We start from the raw sequence: 17,366 nt of genomic DNA, 5'->3' as shown, positions 1-17,366 counted from the left end.
CGAACTCTTCCGAGGATTGCGCCATGAGCGAACACCCAGCCAATCGCCGTCGCTTCAAACGTATTGCGTTCGATGCCAGAACCGAGCTGAGTCAGGGTCAATTCATCTGGCCGGTGAAGTTGATCGATCTGTCGCTCAAAGGGCTGCTGATCGAACGGCCGGAGCCGTGGCTTGGGGATAGGGAGCAGGATTTCTTCGTCAACATTCATCTGAGCGATGATGTCGATATCGAGATGGATGTACACCTGGCTCACGAAGATCACGGACAACTAGGCTTCGTCTGCCGGCACATCAGTCTGGAGTCGATCCAGCGCTTGCGACGGTTGATCGAGCTCAACCTGGCTGACGAAGCCGAGCTTGAGCGCGAACTCGGCGCCCTGATCGAAATCTAGCCATCAATACAAATCCCCTGTGGGAGCGGGCTTGCCCGCGAAGAGGCCGTGTCAGTCGACATTGATTTCGACTGACACACCGCTTTCGCGGGCAAGCCCGCTCCCATAGGACTATTCGAAAAGTGCGTCGAGCGCCTGTTCCAGCCGGGTCACGGCAATGATCTGCAACCCCGGCGGCGCCTCTTTCGGTGCATTGCCCTTGGGCACGATCGCCCGTTTGAAGCCATGCTTGGCCGCTTCCTTCAAGCGCTCCTGCCCGCTCGGCACCGGGCGCACTTCGCCGGACAAACCGACTTCGCCAAACACCAGCAGATCATGCGGCAACGGCCGGTTGCGCAGGCTCGACATCACCGCCGCCATCAACGCCAGATCCGATGCGGTCTCCAACACCTTCACCCCGCCGACCACGTTGAGGAACACGTCCTGGTCGTGAGTCGGAATACCACCGTGACGGTGCAATACCGCCAACAACATCGCCAATCGGTTCTGATCAAGGCCCAACGTCACGCGCCGTGGATTGGCCAGATGGCTGTCATCGACCAGCGCCTGCACTTCCACCAGCATCGGCCGGGTGCCTTCCCAGGTGGCCATCACCACACTGCCCGGGACTTCTTCCTGGGCACGGGTGAGAAAAATCGCCGAAGGGTTGGAGACTTCTTTCAGACCCTTGTCGGTCATGCCGAACACACCCAGTTCGTTGACCGCACCGAAACGGTTTTTCACCGCCCGCAACAAACGCAAACGGCCATCGGATTCGCCTTCGAAATACAGCACGGTATCGACCATGTGCTCCAGCACCCGCGGGCCGGCGAGCGCGCCTTCCTTGGTGACGTGACCGACGAGGAAGATCGCCGTGCCGCTCTGCTTGGCATAACGCACCAGCAGCGCCGCGCTCTCGCGTACCTGCGACACGCCGCCGGGGGCCGACTGCAATTGTTCGGTGAAAATCGTCTGGATCGAGTCGATCACCATCACCTTGGGCTTTTCCTGACGGGCGGTGGCAATGATGGTTTCGATGCAGGTTTCGGTCATCACCCGCAGTTGATCCTGGGGCAACCCCAGACGCCGGGCGCGCATCGCCACTTGCTGCTGGGACTCTTCACCGGTGACGTACAGCGCCGGCATGCTCTTGGCGAGGTTGCACAGGGTCTGCAACAGAATCGTCGACTTGCCGATGCCCGGATCACCACCGATCAGCACCACCGAGCCATCGACCAGACCGCCACCCAAAACCCGATCCAGCTCACCGGACGCGGTGGAGAAACGTGGAATCTCCTCGATGCTGACTTCGGCCAGCGTCTTGATCTGCGCCTGCTGCCCGGCCCAGCCGGTACGCCCGGTGGGCGCCGTGGCCCCGCCGCTTTCGATCATGGTTTCGGTCAGGGTGTTCCAGGCGCCGCACTCGCCGCACTGGCCCGCCCACTTGGGAAAGGTTGCGCCGCACTCGGTGCAGCCGTACATGCGCTTGGCCTTGGCCATCTGGATCCCCCGGCAAAAACCGCGATGATAACGCAGCCACCGCTCAGCGCGGCGCGGCGGTACGGATTTCGCCGTTGGCCAGACGCGCGGCGCTGTTGCCCAGCGGGTCTTCGGCATTAAGATCGGCGCCCTTGGCCTTGAGCGCGTCGAGCAGTTCGATGCGCTTGAACAACCCGGCGTACATCGCCGCAGTCTGGCCTGCGCCGTTGCGCTGATCGGGGCTGCAATCGGTGGCCATCAGTCGTCGAGCAATCTGCATCTCGCCTTTGAAAATCGCGCCCATCAGCGCCGTGTTGCCGCGTTGGTCCTGCGCGCAGGCATCAGCGCCTGCGGCCAATAACCGGTCAACTGCCGCACCCTGGCCGTGATACGCCGCCAGAATCAAAGCCGTGTAGCCCTTGCTGTCGCGGGTATCGAGGGAATAACCAGACTCGATAAAGGTCTCGAGCATCGGCACATCACCACGCCGGGCGGCATCGAAATAGTAATCCTGCAACTGCGCCTTGATCGCCTCGGGGTTCTGTTCGGCCAGCGCTGTAAATGACAGGCAACCGAGCAACAGTAAAAGAAAGGCACGCATAAACGCTCTCCTTGGGCAGAACGGGGCCTGAATCAGGCCCCGCGTTGCATGGCGTCGAGATCAGTCGACCAGTTTCGCTGCCAGCGCCTTGACCCGGCTCAGGTCACCCTTGGCCACTTTGGTCACACCGGTGCCGTATTCCGGATCTGCCTTATAAAGAAAGGACAGGATGATGTGCTTGCTCTCGTCATCGGTGGTCGCCAGCGAACCGCCGAAGCTGGCGATCAGGTCCTGACGCTCCTGCTGGCTGAACGAGCGATACAGATCCCCGGCCTGTTTGAAGTTCTGCTCACGCTGAATCTTCGCCTGCTGGGTGCTGCCCGACAGTGCCAGCTGGCTGTAACGCGCGCTCTGCGGCTCTTCACGCGGTTGCAGGCGGCTTGGCTGATAGTTCACGCCAGACGCCGTGGCACCGAAGTTCATCGCACCGTCCTGATTGCCATTGTTGACCGCAACTTTTGGCGCATTGATCGGAAGTTGCAGGCCGTTTGCACCCAGGCGATACATCTGCGTATCGGCATAAGAAAACACTCGACCTTGCAACAGACGATCTTCTGAAGGTTCGATACCCGGCACAACATTGGCCGGGGCCATGGCAACTTGTTCGGTTTCCTGGAACACATTGGCCGGATTACGGTTCAACACCATTTGTCCAACTTTTCGCTCAGGAACATTCGGCCAGATCTTGGTAGCGTCCAATGGATCGAAATCAAACTTGGACAAATCTTGCGGATTCAGCACTTGGATGTACAAGTCCCATTTCGGGAAATCACCCTTATTGATATGACTGACCAGATCATTAGTCATATGACTGTAATCTTTGCCCTGAACTTTCTCGACTTGTTCAGGTGTCATGTTTTTGATGCCCTGCAAACTTTTCCAGTGGAACTTCACATAGTGCACTTCGCCTTTGGCGTTAACCAACTTGTAGGCATGCACGCCATTACCGTCCATTTCCCGATAACTGGCTGGAGTACCCGAATTGGAATACAGCTCGGTCAGCGTGCGAGTGGCTTCCGGCACGTGGGAGAAGAAGTCGAAACGACGCGAGTCATCGTCAAGGTTGGTGCGTGGATCGGGTTTGAACGCATGGACCATGTCCGGAAACTTGATCGCGTCGCGAATGAAGAAGGTCGGGAAGTTGTTGCCGACCAGGTCCCAGTTGCCATCAGCGGTGTAGAACTTGGTGGCAAAGCCCCGTGGATCGCGCAGGGTTTCCGGGGAGTGGTTACCGTGAACCACTGCGGAGAAGCGCACGAACACTGGCGTCACCTGCCCGGCAGCGAATACCTTGGCCTTGCTCAGGTCGCTGAGGTCGTTGGTCACGGTGAACGTGCCATGGGCACCGGTACCGCGGGCATGCACCACGCGCTCGGGAATGCGCTCACGGTCGAAACGCTGGAGTTTCTGGATCAGTTGCACGTCTTGCAGCAGCACCGGGCCGGTGGCGCCGGCGGTTTGCGAGTTCTGATTGTCGCCCACCGCTGCACCGTTGTCCCGGGTCAGGGGCGCGGCGTGCACGGAGAAGGTCAACAGGCTGGCGGTGAGTACGCCGAGCGTACGGCGATGGGGAAAAGCCCCCAGTCCAAGGGTGGAATTCATATCAGGTTCCTCTGGTTCTTTTGGGCGCATCCAGGTGCGCCAACCAGAGGCTAGAGGGCTAAGTCCGCGAACATAAATAGAAAGTTCGTAACCCGACGATTGAAAATTTTGGCTTCCCGATCAGCGTGTTACGGCGTATTTCGCGCGCGATTAGTGGCACTTTGCAAACTAATTGCAGATTTATCGGTCGATAAAAACGGGCAATGTAAGAAGGTGTTTCGCGCAGGACGCGTTTGCTGATTTACACTGCGTACACCAACCTCATCTGTAACAAGGAAATAACCTATGGGCGTGCTTAGTGAGTTCAAGGCCTTCGCGGTCAAAGGCAATGTGGTCGACATGGCCGTCGGTATCATCATCGGTGCCGCCTTTGGCAAAATTGTTTCGTCGTTTGTCGGCGACGTGATCATGCCGCCAATCGGCCTGTTGATCGGAGGGGTGGACTTCAGTGATCTGGCCATCACGCTTAAAGCCGCCGAGGGCAACGCCCCTGCCGTGGTCATGGCTTACGGTAAATTCATCCAGAGCATTCTGGACTTCGTGATCGTCGCCTTCGCGATCTTCATGGGTGTCAAAGCCATCAACCGCCTTAAACGCGAAGAAGCCGTAGCCCCTTCCCTGCCACCGGTTCCGACCAAGGAAGAAGAGTTGCTCGGTGAGATCCGCGATCTGCTCAAGGCCCAGAACAACCGGCCTTGACTGCTTGATGAATAAAGAACGGCGCCTGATGGCGCCGTTTTTTTACCAGTAGTTTTCCACCGCCACCTGTCCCGGCCGCCGCGTCAGGCTCAGGCTCATGTGGCGTTTCTTCAGCAGTGCCCGGGTGTCGTCGATCATCTGCGGATTGCCGCACAGCATGACGCGCGAGTGCTCGGGGGCCAGTTCAACACCGGCTTCACGCTCCAGCTCGCCGCTTTCAATCAGGCTGGTAATACGGCCATGCAAGGCACCAGGAACCTTTTCTCGGGTAACGGTGGGAATGAACTGCAGTTTATGGGCGTGTTCTGCCAGGTAATCACGCTCGGACAGTTCTGCAATCAACGACTGATAGGCCAGTTCCCGCGCTTCGCGCACGCTGTACACCAGAATGATCCGCTCGAATCGCTCCCACACTTCGAAGTCCTGCAGAATCGACAGAAACGGCGCAACCCCGGTCCCGGTGGATAACAGCCACAAATCCCGACCGTCGACAAACCGATCCAGCGTCAGGTAACCAAAGGCCTGGCGTTCCACCAGCAGGGTATCGCCGACCTGCAAGCGACTAAGTTCACTGGTGAATTCGCCACCTGGCACCACGATGGAGAAGAACTCGAGAAACTCGTCGAAGGGTGAAGAGACCATCGAGTAAGCACGCCAGACCGTGCTGCCATCAGCCTTTGTCACCCCCAGGCGAGCGAATTGTCCCGCGCGAAACCTGAAGCCCGTATCGCGCGTGGTGCGCAGGGTAAACAGACTGGGGGTCAAAGGCTGCACGTCGAGCAAGGTCTGGGCAGTAAATTTATCTGCGCTGACAGTCATGGGGGCACTCCACGGAAAAGACCCTGACAGTCTCGCGCAAACTCAGAGCATAAACACCACTGCTTTTGTAGTGGTTTACCGTTCAGACCGCCCGAAAAAATGAGAATTAAACCCAAATGCCGTTAATACAGCTTTATTCAAAGTCCGATTGAATGACAGGTTAAATCCAACGCGTTATTGATGACTAATAACCTTTCCAGCAACTAACCGCCCCCTCCAAGAGCAAAAAAATTCAACGCCATTTGTAAGACCTGTCCTACACTCGGTTGCGTGCAGGATCCGATTGGATCCATAAAAAGCACCCGACGAACGACTCATGGAGAGTGAGTGATGGAAATGTGGAAGGAGTCGCAATTAAAGCAACTGACTTTCGCAAGAGAAATAGAGACCGCTTATCCGATCTTGCTGCGATTCGCTCAAAATATTGGCTTCAATTTTTGTGCCATCTCATTGACATCAAACAATCGGAACGCTGACTTAAAGACCTTGCAAATCAATAACTATCCGAAAGAGTGGAACCAACTTTATGAAAGACAAAACTACAGAAAAATCGACCCGGTAGTAGCACACTGCAGTCATTCAATGCTGCCGATTGTCTGGACCGAGGACGTGTTTTCGCAAACCTTGTCGCTGTGGGACGCGCAACAGAGGCATGGGTTGCGACACGGTTGGTCCCAGTCGTTCCACCACGAAGACAGCGGGCTGTGCAGCACCCTGAGCCTTGCCAGGAAAAACGGTCCATTAAGTCCGCTCGAGTTATACGAGCATTTTGGCTATATGTTTTACGCAACCAGCCACCTGAGTGACCTGTTCGCCAAAACCTTGCCCAAACCGGCCAAAAAGCCCGTCCCCCCACGCCTTTCACCGCGAGAACTGGAAGTGCTCAAGCTCTCGGCGCTCGGCAAGACGGCCTATGAGATTGCCAGGATCCTCTGCCTGAGCGAGCGGACGGTGAATTACCACGTGCAAAACGTGATTCTCAAACTGAACGTCTGCAACAAGATTTCTGCGGTCATTGCCGCCAAGAGTTGCGGCCTTCTCGACATGCCCGCCCACTAAAAGCTGCGAGTATTTCAACGGAAAAAAACGTACCATTTGCAACCTTCCTGAGTGATGACGTGCGCCGCACGCCGCAGTCCACTCGGATGGTTCCGCCGCGCGACGCCCTGGGCTGCGGGCCACCCGTTGAATAACCAGAGTTCTCGCCCGATGCCCTTGCTCGAAACACCCTTTGCCCAACTCGACCTGATCCGCCAGCCCGAGCAGCAGAATGAACCTCTGCAAGCGTTCGATGCGGCTGACGAATACCTGCTCAATCATCTGGCCGCGCAACAACCGACGGCAGACACCCGGGTGTTGGTACTCAATGACAGCTTCGGAGCGCTGGCGGCGAGTCTGGCAGGCAAGGTTCAGGTCAGCAGCAGTGGCGACTCGTTTCTCGCATTCCAGGGCCTGGAAAAGAACCTGGTACGCAACGGCCTGGCATTTGATGCCGTGCGCGGGATTGCGGCCAGTGAGCCGTTGATCGGGCCGTTCGACCGGGTGCTGATCCGCGTGCCCAAGACGCTGGCATTGCTGGAAGAGCAACTGATCCGCCTGCAAGGGCTACTGGCACCCGGCGCCGAAGTGGTGGCAGCGGCCATGGTCAAGCATTTGCCGCGCGCAGCCGGTGATCTGCTGGAGCGTTACATTGGCCCGGTACAGGCTTCACTGGCGGTGAAGAAAGCTCGCCTGTTGATCGCAACGCCTGAAGCCAAAGCCCCGGCGACCTCGCCCTACCCTTCGCGCTATCAGCTGGACGAGCCGGCCATCGAATTGCTCAACCACGCCAACGTTTTCTGCCGTGAGGGCCTGGACATCGGCACCCGGGCCTTCCTCCCGCACCTGCCAAAAAACCTCGGCAGCGCCCGGGTCGCCGACCTTGGTTGCGGTAACGGCGTCCTGGCCATCGCCAGCGCCCTGCACAACCCCGACGCGCACTACACGCTGGTCGACGAATCGTTCATGGCCGTGCAATCGGCCGCCGAGAACTGGCGCGCCGCGCTGGGCGAGCGCGAAGTGCTCGTGCGCGCTGGCGATGGTCTGGCCGGCCAGGAGCCGCAATCGCTGGACGTAGTGCTGTGCAATCCGCCGTTCCATCAACAACAGGTGGTCGGCGACTTCCTCGCCTGGCGCATGTTCCAGCAAGCCCGCGAGGCGCTGGTGGTGGGCGGTGCGTTGTACATCGTCGGCAACCGGCACCTGGGCTATCACAGCAAGCTGGCGCGGCTGTTCCGTGGCGTCGAGCAAGTGGCAGCCACACCGAAATTCGTGATTCTCAAAGCACGCAAGTAAAGCGTCAGGCAAAAAAAACCCTCCGCGGTACAGAGGGTCATAAAACCGTGCCCAAGGGCAGCGGGACGGGATGTTTCAGTGTGTGGTCAGGCCGGCCGCGTTCATGAACAGGCGCATCAGGCTGGCGGCAATGAACAGCGCGCCGACGCTACCGATCCAGATCAGGGCCAACCAGCCGAGCCGCTGCCACAGCGGCTTTTTTTCGGCTTCTTCAATCTCGTGCAGGGAATGTTTGCCGTTCATTGCATCGTTCCTCTTGGGCGATGGCGTCGCTGAGGACGCCACCGCGAGAAGGCTTGCTCTCACAGGGTGAGCAGAGCGAGAGATCAGTGGTAACCGTCTTCATGGGTGACCTTGCCGCGGAACACGTAATAGCTCCAGAAGGTGTAACCCAGGATGAACGGGATGATGAACAGCGTACCGACCAGCATGAAGCCCTGACTTTGCGGCGGTGCGGCGGCGTCCCAGATCGAGATCGACGGCGGCACGATGTTCGGCCACAGGCTGATGCCCAGACCGCTGTAGCCGAGGAATATCAGCACCAGGGTCAGCAGGAACGGCATGTAGTTGGCATTGCGCGCCACCGCGCGGATCAGCCCGTACAGCGTCACCAGCACCAGAATCGGCACCGGCATGAACCAGAACAGGTTCGGCATGCTGAACCAGCGTGTCGCGATCTCGGGGTGAGCCAGCGGCGTCCACAGACTGACGATGCCGATCACCGCCAACAGCACGAACGCCAAGGGCCGCGCGAGGTTGTGCATCTGCTCCTGCAACTTGCCTTCGGTCTTCATGATCAGCCAGGTGCAACCGAGCAAGGCATAGGCCACCACCAGCGCGGCGCCGCAGAACAGGGTGAACGGTGTCAGCCAGTCCAGTGAACCGCCGGCGTATTGCCGATTGACCACCGGCAAACCGTCGATGAAGGCCCCGAGTGCCACGCCCTGGAAGAACGTCGCCGCCACCGAGCCGCCGATGAACGCCTTGTCCCACAGGTGACGCTTGTCGTCCTTGGCCTTGAAGCGGAACTCGAACGCCACGCCGCGGAAAATCAGGCCGATCAGCATGAAGATCAACGGCAGGTACAGCGCCGACAGCACCACCGAATAGGCCAGCGGGAACGCGCCGAACAACGCCGCGCCGCCCAGTACCAGCCAGGTTTCATTGCCGTCCCAAACCGGGGCGACGGTGTTCATCATCACGTCACGGTCGGTCTTGCCCGGGATGAACGGGAAGAGAATCCCGATCCCCAGGTCGAAGCCGTCCATGACCACGTACATCATGATGCCGAAGATGATGATCACGGCCCAGATCAGCGGAAGATCAATACCCATGAGTCAAATCTCCTTTTCCAGGCTGCGCTGCGAGTCGGCGTCGGTACCTTCATCATCGGCTGCGGACAACGGCCGAGCCGGAGTGCGTTTCTGGCCAGGACCACCTTCGTTGGTTTCCTTGCCTTCGTCGGTTTTCGGCCCTTTGCGCACCAGGCGCATCATGTAGCCAAGCCCCGCACCGAACAGCGCGAAATACACCACGACGAACATGATCAGGGTGATGCTCATCTGCATGAAACTGTGATTGGACGAAGCATCCGCCGTGCGCATCAGCCCGTAGACCACCCACGGCTGCCGACCGATTTCAGTGGTGAACCAGCCAGCGAGGATCGCGATCAGGCCGGACGGCCCCATCCACAGCGCCAGATACAGGAACGGCCGCGAGGTGTAGAGCGAATCGCGCTTGCGCAGCCACAGGCTCCACAGACCGGTGAAGATCATCAGGAAGCCGAGACCGACCATGACCCGGAACGACCAGAACACAATGGTCGAGTTCGGCCGGTCTTCAGGCGGGAACTCCTTGAGTGCCGGCACTTGCTTGTCCAGCGAGTGGGTCAGGATCAGGCTGCCGAGGTACGGGATCTCCACGGCGAATTTGGTTTTCTCTTCTTTCATGTCCGGCCAGCCGAACAGGATCAACGGGGTCGCTTCGTTGCCTTTGTTTTCCCAGTGGCCTTCGATCGCGGCGATTTTCGCCGGCTGATGCTCAAGGGTGTTCAGCCCGTGGAAGTCACCGATAACCGCCTGGATTGGCGCGACGATCAGCGCCATCCACATTGCCATCGACAGCATGGTGCGGATCGCCGGGTTGTCCTTGCCGCGAAGCAGGTGCCAGGCCGCCGACGAGCCAACGAAGAACGCCGTGGCCACGAACGCGGCGGTCGCCATGTGCATCAGGCGATACGGGAACGATGGGTTGAACACGATGGCCAGCCAGTCGGTCGGGATCACCTGGCCGTTGACGATCTCGAAGCCTTGCGGCGTCTGCATCCAGCTGTTGGAAGCGAGAATCCAGAATGTCGAGATCAGCGTGCCGATCGCCACCATCACCGTGGAGAAGAAGTGCAGTTTGCGTCCGACCTTGTTCCAGCCGAACAGCATCACCCCGAGGAAACCGGCCTCAAGGAAGAATGCCGTGAGCACCTCGTAGGTCAGCAACGGTCCGGTGACGGAACCGGCAAAGTCCGAGAAACGGCTCCAGTTGGTGCCGAACTGGTAAGCCATGACCAGACCGGAGACCACACCCATGCCGAAGTTGACGGCAAAGATTTTCGACCAGAAGTGGTAGAGATCCCGGTAAGTGTCGTTATGGGTTTTCAACCACAACCCTTCAAGCACCGCCAGGTAGCTCGCCAGACCAATGGTGATGGCCGGGAACAGGATGTGGAACGAGATGGTGAACGCGAACTGAATTCGGGCGAGATCGAGTGCCTCTAAACCGAACATAAGTCTTCCTCTGTCAGGTAATACCGGCATTGGGGCTTGTGGCCCCTGCCTACTGCCCCCACGGATATGGAGTGCGGCGAATTCTGATTCGTTCTTTTTTAACAGCCATCGCAACGCAGGGAGTCTGGCCAACGGGCCACCAGAGCATGGCCCGGGAGGGTCTTGATCTGGATCAAGCAACGTTAAAAGAGTAGTCCCATTTCCGACGAAGAACGGCGTGGTCGTTTGCCGCGTGACAAGTTGCCTCATTGCCTGGGCAACGTTCTGAAAGACACTCCTCAGAGCTGCACGACCTGTAGTGAGGGGATTCATCCCCGATGGGCGGCGAAGCAGCCCCAAAGACATCCTGCCTTTTGGTGCATCGTCAATTTTTTACGACTGCTGCGCAGCCGATCGGGGATAAATCCCCTCACCACATTGAGATGAGGTATGCCAGGGAGCGATAGATGTCTGGCTAACTAAATTTTTTGTCATAGCAACTTCCTGTTACAGACTGGTGATAACCTCGACGTTCCCCTTCGAGCCAGACCTGCCTTCAGATGCCCAGCCAAGAGCCCCTGCTGTTACGTCACCATCGTCCTTTTCTTGCGTTCTGGTTCGCCCGAATCTTCACCGCCAGTGGCTTTCAGATGCTCACGGTGGCGATCGGCTGGAATCTGTATCAGTTGACCGGCAACGTGCTCGACCTGGGTCTGGTCGGGCTGGTCGAGTTCGCGCCACGGGTGCTGTTCATGCTGCACACCGGGCATGTCGCCGACCGCTATGACCGGCGTCGGGTTGCGGCGATCTGTCAGTCATTGCAGGCGATGATCGCCCTGGCACTGGCCATCGGCAGTGCGACCGACCACGTCACCCGGGAAATGATCTTTATCCTCGCCTTCCTGCTCGGTGCGGCGCGCTCCTTCGAAATGCCGACCACCCAGGCGCTGCTGCCGAGCATCGTGCCCAGCGCCCTGTTTCCACGGGCGGTCGCCGCAGCGCAGTCGGCTCAACAGTCAGCCACCATTGTCGCTCCGGCCCTCGGTGGCTTGCTTTACGCGTTTGGCAGTGTCTGGGTCTACGGCCCGACGGTGTTGCTCTATGTCATCGCCTGCACCTTGATGCTCAACCTGCCCGCCCGACAAACGCCGCTGAACAAAGGCAAAGCCACGCTGGACTCGTTGCTGGCGGGTATCCGCTTCATTCGCAGCCGCCCGGACATTCTCGGAGCGATCTCGCTGGATCTGTTCGCGGTGTTGCTCGGAGGCGCTACCGCGTTGCTGCCGGTGTTCGCTAAGGACATCCTGCTCACCGGGCCGTGGGGATTGGGCCTGCTGCGTTCGGCGCCGGCGGTTGGCGCGCTGGGGATGTCACTGTTTCTGGCGCGATTTGCCGTCGAGCGCAATGTTGGCCGGGTGATGTTCACCGCCGTTGGCGTGTTCGGCGTCGCAACCATCGCCTTCGGTCTGTCGACCTCGTTCTGGTTCTCGCTGGCGGTGCTGGTGGTGCTAGGCGCGGCGGACATGATCAGCATGGTGATCCGCGCCTCCTTCGTTCAGTTGGAAACCCCGGACGAAATGCGTGGCCGGGTCAGCGCGGTGAACGGCCTGTTCATCGGCGCCTCGAACCAGTTGGGCGAATTCGAATCCGGCCTCACCGCGCACTGGTTCGGCACCGTCCCGGCGGTGGTGATGGGCGGGATCGGCACGCTGGTGGTCACCGGAACGTGGATCAAACTGTTCCCGACCCTGGCCAACCGCGACCGGATGCATGTGCCGGTGGAAGAGGCGAAGGTCTGAGGCTCGTCAAACCAATATCTCCCCCGCCACTTTCACCCGCAATGCCTTGCCACCAAGCTGCTCAACCAGCGTCAGGGCAAAGGCCAGTGCGGCGCCGGAGCCCTGGGCGGTGATGCAATTGCCGTCGACCACCACCGGTTGATCAACAAACGTACAGCCCGACAGTTGATGGCTGGCACTCGGCAGGCAGGTCATGCGCCGTTGGCGCAATACACCTGAGGCTTGCAGGGCGATGGCTGGGGCTTCGGCGATGGCGGCGAACAGGCGGCCGGCGCTGGCCTGGTCCTTGAGCAATTGCTGCAGCGGCTGATGCGCCGCGAGATGTTGGGCGCCGACGGCACCACCGGGCAGGACGATCAGGTCGAAGGTCTGCGCCAATACATCAACCAGCATGCCGTCCGCTGTCAGGCGCGTACCGCGCGCGCAGGTCAGCATGCGCCGGCCTTCGATGCTGGCCGCCACGACTTCGACGCCGGCGCGGCGCAGCACGTCGATCAGGGTCACGCTTTGCAGATCATCAATGCCCTCGGCGAGGGTAATCAGGGCTCTAAAGGTCATGGGCGCTATCCGCTGGGTGATCTTTCAAGCGTAGTCAGCTTTGCCTTGCCCTGTTCGATGACAGCCGTTACTTGATGTAAAGCTGGGCCGACAGGGTGTTGCGTGGCGCGTTGATCGAGGTGTTACTGAAGGTGAAGGTGCCTTCCTGCTTGCCCGCCAGATCAAAGGTATACAGTGAGCCGACGGTGTTGCTGCCAGGCTTGCACTCAGTCAGGTTGCCGTTATCAAAGGCGCACACCGGCGCCCGGGTGCCGTTGACTTCAAAACCATCGAGCGTGGCATGCGGCTGGTTCTGGCCATAGCCGATTTCCAGCACGAACACCTTGATGCTCGGGCCGCTGTGATCGCATTGGGTTTGCGGCTGGTTATCGCCGATGTCTTCCAGACCACAGGCCGGCGATTGAACCTTGATCACCTTCACTTCAGTCAACGGTGGCGCCGAAGCTGCCAGCGCCGCCGTCGACCCGGCCATCAGCCCGGCCACTACCCCGAAAGCCTTTATCCAGCGCTTGCCCATGTGATCACGTTTCCCCGAAAAATTCAGCGCGCAGTATGGCGCAGTTGGCCTTGTGGCAAAACTTCGACGACGTTCGGCACCAACAACCGCCATATTCCTCACGCTGCTGGTATGATGCGCGGCTTTTTCCGGCCCACCACAAAATCCCAGGCGCTTGCGACGGTCTGTGCTTTGCTGTTGAGGTCGATACATTCACGGCGCCGCGCGCGCCACGGGGAGCAGACATGCTGGAAAGGCTGTTTCAACTCAAGGCACACAACACCAACGTGCGTACCGAGATTCTGGCGGGCGTCACGACCTTCCTGGCCATGGCCTACATTCTGTTCGTCAACCCGAGCATCCTCGGCGAGACCGGCATGGACAAGGGCGCGGTGTTCGTCGCCACCTGTCTGGCAGCCGCCATCGGCTCGACCATCATGGGCCTGATCGCCAACTACCCGATTGCCCTCGCCCCGGGCATGGGCCTGAACGCCTTCTTCACTTACACCGTGGTCCTGCACATGGGCCACACCTGGCAAGTGGCGCTGGGCGCGGTGTTCATCTCGGCAGTGTGCTTCTTTCTGCTGTCGATCTTCCGCATCCGCGAATGGATCATCAACAGCATCCCGCTGCCGCTGCGCTCGGCGATTGCCGCCGGTATCGGCCTGTTCCTGGCGCTGATTGCACTGCACAACGCGGGCATCGTGGTCAGCAACCCGGCGACCATGGTCGGCCTCGGTGACCTGAAAGCCCCGGCGCCGATCCTCGCCACCCTCGGCTTCGCCCTGATCGTCGCCCTCGAAGCGCTGAAAGTGCGCGGCGCAGTGCTGATCGGCATTCTGGCAGTGACCATCATTTCCATCGCCATGGGCTTCACCCCGTTCGGCGGCGTGACCTCGATGCCACCTTCGCTGGCCCCGACCTTCATGCAACTGGACATCAAGGGCGCACTGGACATCGGTCTGGTCAGCGTGATCTTCGCCTTCCTGTTCGTCGACCTGTTCGACAACTCCGGCACCCTGATCGGCGTCGCCAAACGCGCCGGACTGATGGGCAAGGACGGCCACATGCCGAAAATGGGCCGGGCACTGATCGCCGACAGCACCGCGGCGATGGCCGGCTCGCTGCTGGGTACTTCGACCACCACCAGCTACATCGAATCCGCGGCCGGCGTGAGTGCTGGTGGCCGTACCGGGCTGACGGCGATCGTCGTGGCGATCCTGTTTCTGCTGGCGCTGTTCTTCTCGCCACTGGCGGCCAGCGTTCCGGCGTTCGCCACCGCTCCGGCGCTGCTGTTCGTCGCCGTGCTGATGACTTCCGGTCTGGCGGAAATAGACTGGGAAGACATCACCGTCGCCGCACCGGTCGTGGTCACCGCGCTGGCCATGCCGTTCACCTACTCGATCGCCAACGGCATCGCCTTCGGTTTCATCTCCTGGACCGTGATCAAGCTGCTGTCGGGCCGCGCCCGTGAGCTGAACCCGGCGCTGGTGATTCTGTCGATTCTGTTTGTGATCAAGTTGGGTTGGTTCAACGCATGACTTTCGATTCCCAGGCCTACGCCACTCAGCTCGAAGACAAGGTCACGCGTTTGCGTGACCTGCTGGCCCCGTTCGATGCGCCAGAGCCGACCGTGTTCGACTCGCCGCTGCAGAACTTCCGCCTGCGCGCGGAATTTCGCCTGTGGCGCGAGGCCGGCGAACGGCACTACGCGATGTTCTCCCAGGACGACAAACGCACGCCGATCCTGATCGAAGAGTTCCCGATTGCCAGCCTGCGCATCAACCAGTTGATGCCGCAGCTCAAGGCGGCATGGCAGGCCAGTTCGGCGCTGAGCCACAAGCTGTTCCAGGTGGAGTTCCTGACCACCCTGGCCGGCGATGCGATGATTACCCTGTGCTATCACCGTCCGCTGGACGAACACTGGCATGCGGCCGCGTCGAAGTTGGCGGCTGATCTCAACGTCAGCGTCATCGGCCGTTCCAAGGGCAAACGCGAAGTCATCGGCCACGATTACGTGGTGGAGAAACTCGAAGTCGGTGGTCGCACCTTCAGCTACCGCCAGCCGGAAGGCGCATTCACCCAGCCCAACGGCACGGTGAACCAGAAGATGCTCAACTGGGCGTACGAAGCATTGGGCGATCGTCCCGACGATCTGCTGGAGCTGTACTGCGGCAACGGCAACTTCACCCTGCCGCTCGCCACCCGTGTACGCAAAGTGCTGGCCACCGAGATCAGCAAAACCTCGGTCAACGCGGCACTGAGCAACCTCAGCGAAAACGCTGTGGATAACGTCACGCTGGTGCGCCTGTCCGCCGAAGAGCTGACCGAAGCGCTGAACGAAGTGCGCCCGTTCCGTCGCCTGCAAGGCATCGACCTGAAGAGCTACGAGTTCGGCAGCGTGTTCGTCGACCCGCCGCGCGCCGGCATGGACCCGGACACCTGCGAGCTGACCCGGCGCTTCGACAACATCCTGTACATCTCCTGCAACCCGGAAACCCTGGCCGCCAACATCGCCCAACTGCACGACACGCATCGCATCACCCGCTGCGCGATGTTCGACCAGTTCCCGTGGACGCATCACATGGAGTCCGGGGTGTTGCTGACCCGGCGTTGATGGCGAATGCCGGGTACGAGAAAGCCGTCTTGATTGACGGCTTTTTTGTGGGTGCTTACGGTGCAGTGTCGGTCTTACGTGGACGCCCGCCCTTCTTGCCATTTGCTCGTGCAGCTTCGGATTTTGCCGCACTGCTTTGACGACCGTTACGCGACGCAACCACCGAAGCCGCCATCCTCATGAGTGACGGGCTCGCCGAAATCATTCCGGAGATGGAAACGTCGAGGTCTTTGCCCTCGTGGCAAAGCGCAGTGCCTGCATAGCCGACTGTCAGGTTCGCATAATCGTCTGAATCAAACCCGTCGAACTCCGAATACTGGCTCACCGGTAGCAACACACCGCTGCCGTCTTCAAAACGAATGACCAGAGACGGGCTTTCAAAGGTCACAGAAACAGCCTGCAAGCTGCTAGCTTGGCGCGCTTCGCCACGTTTTATCGCGGCATCGAGCATTTCTTCCGTCAGCGGACGATGTACGGACGGCTTTGCCTTGATGACTTTCATAAATCGATTTCAACTCCTGCCAGTTTGCCGAGCAATGTCAGAACAGTCTTGTCTGCTTCTGGTTCATAGCGCGTCGAACTGATCCTGTAGGTCGTAGCGGTGACCGGTTTCATCACGGGGACTTCGTTTGACTCGCAGTCCCACACCTGATTGTCGAGACAAACTGTCTGCAAGCCTGACCACCAGATCCCTCGTGCGCGACGCAGATGAGCAGGTTGCCCCAGTGATCGACACAATCCTTCCAGCACCGCCAGCGGCGGTCGACGTGAAAGCGGCACGACATCCCACAGTTCAATGTCGTTGTGCCAGAAACTGAACTGAAATCGGGCATTCCAGGCGCCTGCATTAACGTGAACATGTGGCGGGCAATGCTCATCTCGCAACATGATGCTTATCGACAATTCCCTGTAGTTGCATACTTTCATGCTAACCCATCCGTTAGGTTAATAAGTTTCAGGATTTGATTTTCCTTTCAAATCCGACGGCCGGTGCTGCACAGCACCTCAATGCCTTTCACCACATTCAGACTAGCGTCGGCACGGATGAGGAAGCGCTGCATCTTCGAAAAAAAACGTAAGCAAAACTGTCGATACAATTCGGAAAATCTGAATGCGATGTAGCTTTTGTGCGATCACCGAACACAAAACCATCGGGTTAAATCAGTTCAATTGACCATGGTAACCATCTGGTACATTTTACCTCCACAGGCTGAAACCTTCGGCCCAAGCCA

18 protein-coding genes are annotated in these 17,366 nt (G+C 59.3%); 7 read left to right on the top strand and 11 right to left on the bottom strand.

What is annotated here, in order from left to right:
* Positions 1 to 23: 23 nt before the first annotated feature.
* Positions 24 to 392: a PilZ domain-containing protein gene (locus tag CRO59_RS19345; RefSeq protein ID WP_027612837.1), complete on the top strand. Its 369-nt coding sequence runs from the start codon at positions 24 to 26 to the stop codon at positions 390 to 392.
* Between the two features lie 111 nt (positions 393 to 503).
* Here CRO59_RS19345 and radA read toward each other — a convergent pair whose 3' ends face one another.
* From radA to katB, 3 genes are read right to left on the bottom strand one after another with little or no spacing between them, the layout of a single operon-like run.
* Positions 504 to 1,871 (bottom strand): DNA repair protein RadA, encoded by a 1,368-nt coding sequence (radA, locus tag CRO59_RS19340; RefSeq protein ID WP_007963764.1) that lies wholly within the window; start codon positions 1,869 to 1,871, stop codon positions 504 to 506.
* A gap of 43 nt (positions 1,872 to 1,914) precedes the next feature.
* On the bottom strand, positions 1,915 to 2,451 hold the full coding sequence (locus CRO59_RS19335) for an ankyrin repeat domain-containing protein (RefSeq protein WP_097089277.1): 537 nt from the start codon (positions 2,449 to 2,451) through the stop codon (positions 1,915 to 1,917).
* Positions 2,452 to 2,511: 60 nt separating this feature from the next.
* Positions 2,512 to 4,053 carry a catalase KatB gene (gene katB, locus CRO59_RS19330; protein ID WP_097089278.1) on the bottom strand — a complete coding sequence of 514 codons (1,542 nt, stop codon included), beginning with the start codon at positions 4,051 to 4,053 and terminating at the stop codon, positions 2,512 to 2,514.
* Between the two features lie 285 nt (positions 4,054 to 4,338).
* On the opposite strand from katB, the gene mscL reads away from it, so the two are divergent.
* Positions 4,339 to 4,752, top strand: coding sequence for a large-conductance mechanosensitive channel protein MscL (mscL, locus tag CRO59_RS19325; protein ID WP_027612841.1), 414 nt, complete (start codon positions 4,339 to 4,341; stop codon positions 4,750 to 4,752).
* A 42-nt stretch (positions 4,753 to 4,794) separates the two neighbouring features.
* Here mscL and CRO59_RS19320 read toward each other — a convergent pair whose 3' ends face one another.
* Complete coding sequence (locus CRO59_RS19320; RefSeq protein WP_027612842.1) at positions 4,795 to 5,571, bottom strand: ferredoxin--NADP reductase; 777 nt, start codon at positions 5,569 to 5,571, stop codon at positions 4,795 to 4,797.
* A gap of 330 nt (positions 5,572 to 5,901) precedes the next feature.
* Between CRO59_RS19320 and CRO59_RS19315 the strand changes: the two genes are divergently transcribed.
* Positions 5,902 to 6,630: an autoinducer binding domain-containing protein gene (locus tag CRO59_RS19315; RefSeq protein WP_027612843.1), complete on the top strand. Its 729-nt coding sequence runs from the start codon at positions 5,902 to 5,904 to the stop codon at positions 6,628 to 6,630.
* Positions 6,631 to 6,780: 150 nt separating this feature from the next.
* A complete protein-coding gene (locus tag CRO59_RS19310) occupies positions 6,781 to 7,905 on the top strand; it encodes a methyltransferase (RefSeq protein WP_097089280.1) in 1,125 nt (374 codons plus the stop codon).
* A 75-nt stretch (positions 7,906 to 7,980) separates the two neighbouring features.
* On the opposite strand, the gene CRO59_RS19305 is transcribed toward CRO59_RS19310, so the two are convergent.
* From CRO59_RS19305 to CRO59_RS19295, 3 genes are all read right to left on the bottom strand, one after another.
* Positions 7,981 to 8,148: a DUF2474 domain-containing protein gene (locus CRO59_RS19305; protein WP_007963754.1), complete on the bottom strand. Its 168-nt coding sequence runs from the start codon at positions 8,146 to 8,148 to the stop codon at positions 7,981 to 7,983.
* A gap of 83 nt (positions 8,149 to 8,231) precedes the next feature.
* Positions 8,232 to 9,239, bottom strand: coding sequence for a cytochrome d ubiquinol oxidase subunit II (gene cydB, locus CRO59_RS19300; protein ID WP_007963753.1), 1,008 nt, complete (start codon positions 9,237 to 9,239; stop codon positions 8,232 to 8,234).
* Positions 9,240 to 9,242: 3 nt separating this feature from the next.
* Positions 9,243 to 10,685, bottom strand: coding sequence for a cytochrome ubiquinol oxidase subunit I (locus CRO59_RS19295; protein ID WP_027612845.1), 1,443 nt, complete (start codon positions 10,683 to 10,685; stop codon positions 9,243 to 9,245).
* A gap of 539 nt (positions 10,686 to 11,224) precedes the next feature.
* Between CRO59_RS19295 and CRO59_RS19290 the strand changes: the two genes are divergently transcribed.
* Complete coding sequence (locus CRO59_RS19290) at positions 11,225 to 12,463, top strand: MFS transporter (RefSeq protein ID WP_047602595.1); 1,239 nt, start codon at positions 11,225 to 11,227, stop codon at positions 12,461 to 12,463.
* A 6-nt stretch (positions 12,464 to 12,469) separates the two neighbouring features.
* On the opposite strand, the gene CRO59_RS19285 is transcribed toward CRO59_RS19290, so the two are convergent.
* Both CRO59_RS19285 and CRO59_RS19280 read right to left on the bottom strand, forming a co-directional pair.
* A complete protein-coding gene (locus CRO59_RS19285) occupies positions 12,470 to 13,021 on the bottom strand; it encodes a DJ-1 family glyoxalase III (protein ID WP_097089281.1) in 552 nt (183 codons plus the stop codon).
* Between the two features lie 67 nt (positions 13,022 to 13,088).
* The gene (locus CRO59_RS19280; RefSeq protein WP_097089283.1) at positions 13,089 to 13,538 is read right to left on the bottom strand and encodes a DUF4879 domain-containing protein; all 450 of its coding nucleotides are present in this window, start codon (positions 13,536 to 13,538) and stop codon (positions 13,089 to 13,091) included.
* A gap of 224 nt (positions 13,539 to 13,762) precedes the next feature.
* On the opposite strand from CRO59_RS19280, the gene CRO59_RS19275 reads away from it, so the two are divergent.
* Together CRO59_RS19275 and trmA are read left to right on the top strand one after the other, a co-directional pair.
* Positions 13,763 to 15,058, top strand: coding sequence for an NCS2 family permease (locus CRO59_RS19275; RefSeq protein WP_007963748.1), 1,296 nt, complete (start codon positions 13,763 to 13,765; stop codon positions 15,056 to 15,058).
* Positions 15,055 to 16,134 (top strand): tRNA (uridine(54)-C5)-methyltransferase TrmA, encoded by a 1,080-nt coding sequence (gene trmA / locus CRO59_RS19270; RefSeq protein WP_027612851.1) that lies wholly within the window; start codon positions 15,055 to 15,057, stop codon positions 16,132 to 16,134. Before CRO59_RS19275 ends, trmA begins: the two co-directional genes overlap by 4 nt.
* Positions 16,135 to 16,189: 55 nt before the next feature.
* Here trmA and CRO59_RS19265 read toward each other — a convergent pair whose 3' ends face one another.
* On the bottom strand, positions 16,190 to 16,636 hold the full coding sequence (locus CRO59_RS19265; protein ID WP_097089285.1) for a DUF2442 domain-containing protein: 447 nt from the start codon (positions 16,634 to 16,636) through the stop codon (positions 16,190 to 16,192).
* A complete protein-coding gene (locus CRO59_RS19260) occupies positions 16,633 to 17,061 on the bottom strand; it encodes a DUF4160 domain-containing protein (protein ID WP_097089287.1) in 429 nt (142 codons plus the stop codon). The genes CRO59_RS19265 and CRO59_RS19260 overlap by 4 nt, the downstream gene beginning before the upstream one ends.
* Positions 17,062 to 17,366 lie beyond the last annotated feature (305 nt).

Source organism: Pseudomonas sp. LAMO17WK12:I5 (genome assembly GCF_900215165.1).
GTDB lineage: Bacteria > Pseudomonadota > Gammaproteobacteria > Pseudomonadales > Pseudomonadaceae > Aquipseudomonas > Aquipseudomonas putida_A.
The sequence above is the reverse complement of the archived record's forward strand: the minus strand, read 5'-3'. Positions and strand labels throughout refer to the sequence as shown.

Excerpts from the sequence above, each read along its gene's own strand:
- cydB (WP_007963753.1), bottom strand. The coding sequence starts at position 9,239 with ATGGGTATTGATCTTCCGCTGATCTGGGCCGTGATCATCATCTTCGGC.
- CRO59_RS19310 (WP_097089280.1), top strand. The coding sequence starts at position 6,781 with ATGCCCTTGCTCGAAACACCCTTTGCCCAACTCGACCTGATCCGCCAG.
- CRO59_RS19285 (WP_097089281.1), bottom strand. The coding sequence starts at position 13,021 with ATGACCTTTAGAGCCCTGATTACCCTCGCCGAGGGCATTGATGATCTG.
- CRO59_RS19290 (WP_047602595.1), top strand. The coding sequence starts at position 11,225 with ATGCCCAGCCAAGAGCCCCTGCTGTTACGTCACCATCGTCCTTTTCTT.
- CRO59_RS19295 (WP_027612845.1), bottom strand. The coding sequence starts at position 10,685 with ATGTTCGGTTTAGAGGCACTCGATCTCGCCCGAATTCAGTTCGCGTTC.
- CRO59_RS19280 (WP_097089283.1), bottom strand. The coding sequence starts at position 13,538 with ATGGGCAAGCGCTGGATAAAGGCTTTCGGGGTAGTGGCCGGGCTGATG.
- CRO59_RS19265 (WP_097089285.1), bottom strand. The coding sequence starts at position 16,636 with ATGAAAGTCATCAAGGCAAAGCCGTCCGTACATCGTCCGCTGACGGAA.
- katB (WP_097089278.1), bottom strand. The coding sequence starts at position 4,053 with ATGAATTCCACCCTTGGACTGGGGGCTTTTCCCCATCGCCGTACGCTC.
- CRO59_RS19275 (WP_007963748.1), top strand. The coding sequence starts at position 13,763 with ATGCTGGAAAGGCTGTTTCAACTCAAGGCACACAACACCAACGTGCGT.
- CRO59_RS19345 (WP_027612837.1), top strand. The coding sequence starts at position 24 with ATGAGCGAACACCCAGCCAATCGCCGTCGCTTCAAACGTATTGCGTTC.
- CRO59_RS19260 (WP_097089287.1), bottom strand. The coding sequence starts at position 17,061 with ATGAAAGTATGCAACTACAGGGAATTGTCGATAAGCATCATGTTGCGA.
- CRO59_RS19315 (WP_027612843.1), top strand. The coding sequence starts at position 5,902 with ATGGAAATGTGGAAGGAGTCGCAATTAAAGCAACTGACTTTCGCAAGA.
- CRO59_RS19320 (WP_027612842.1), bottom strand. The coding sequence starts at position 5,571 with ATGACTGTCAGCGCAGATAAATTTACTGCCCAGACCTTGCTCGACGTG.
- trmA (WP_027612851.1), top strand. The coding sequence starts at position 15,055 with ATGACTTTCGATTCCCAGGCCTACGCCACTCAGCTCGAAGACAAGGTC.
- radA (WP_007963764.1), bottom strand. The coding sequence starts at position 1,871 with ATGGCCAAGGCCAAGCGCATGTACGGCTGCACCGAGTGCGGCGCAACC.
- CRO59_RS19305 (WP_007963754.1), bottom strand. The coding sequence starts at position 8,148 with ATGAACGGCAAACATTCCCTGCACGAGATTGAAGAAGCCGAAAAAAAG.
- mscL (WP_027612841.1), top strand. The coding sequence starts at position 4,339 with ATGGGCGTGCTTAGTGAGTTCAAGGCCTTCGCGGTCAAAGGCAATGTG.
- CRO59_RS19335 (WP_097089277.1), bottom strand. The coding sequence starts at position 2,451 with ATGCGTGCCTTTCTTTTACTGTTGCTCGGTTGCCTGTCATTTACAGCG.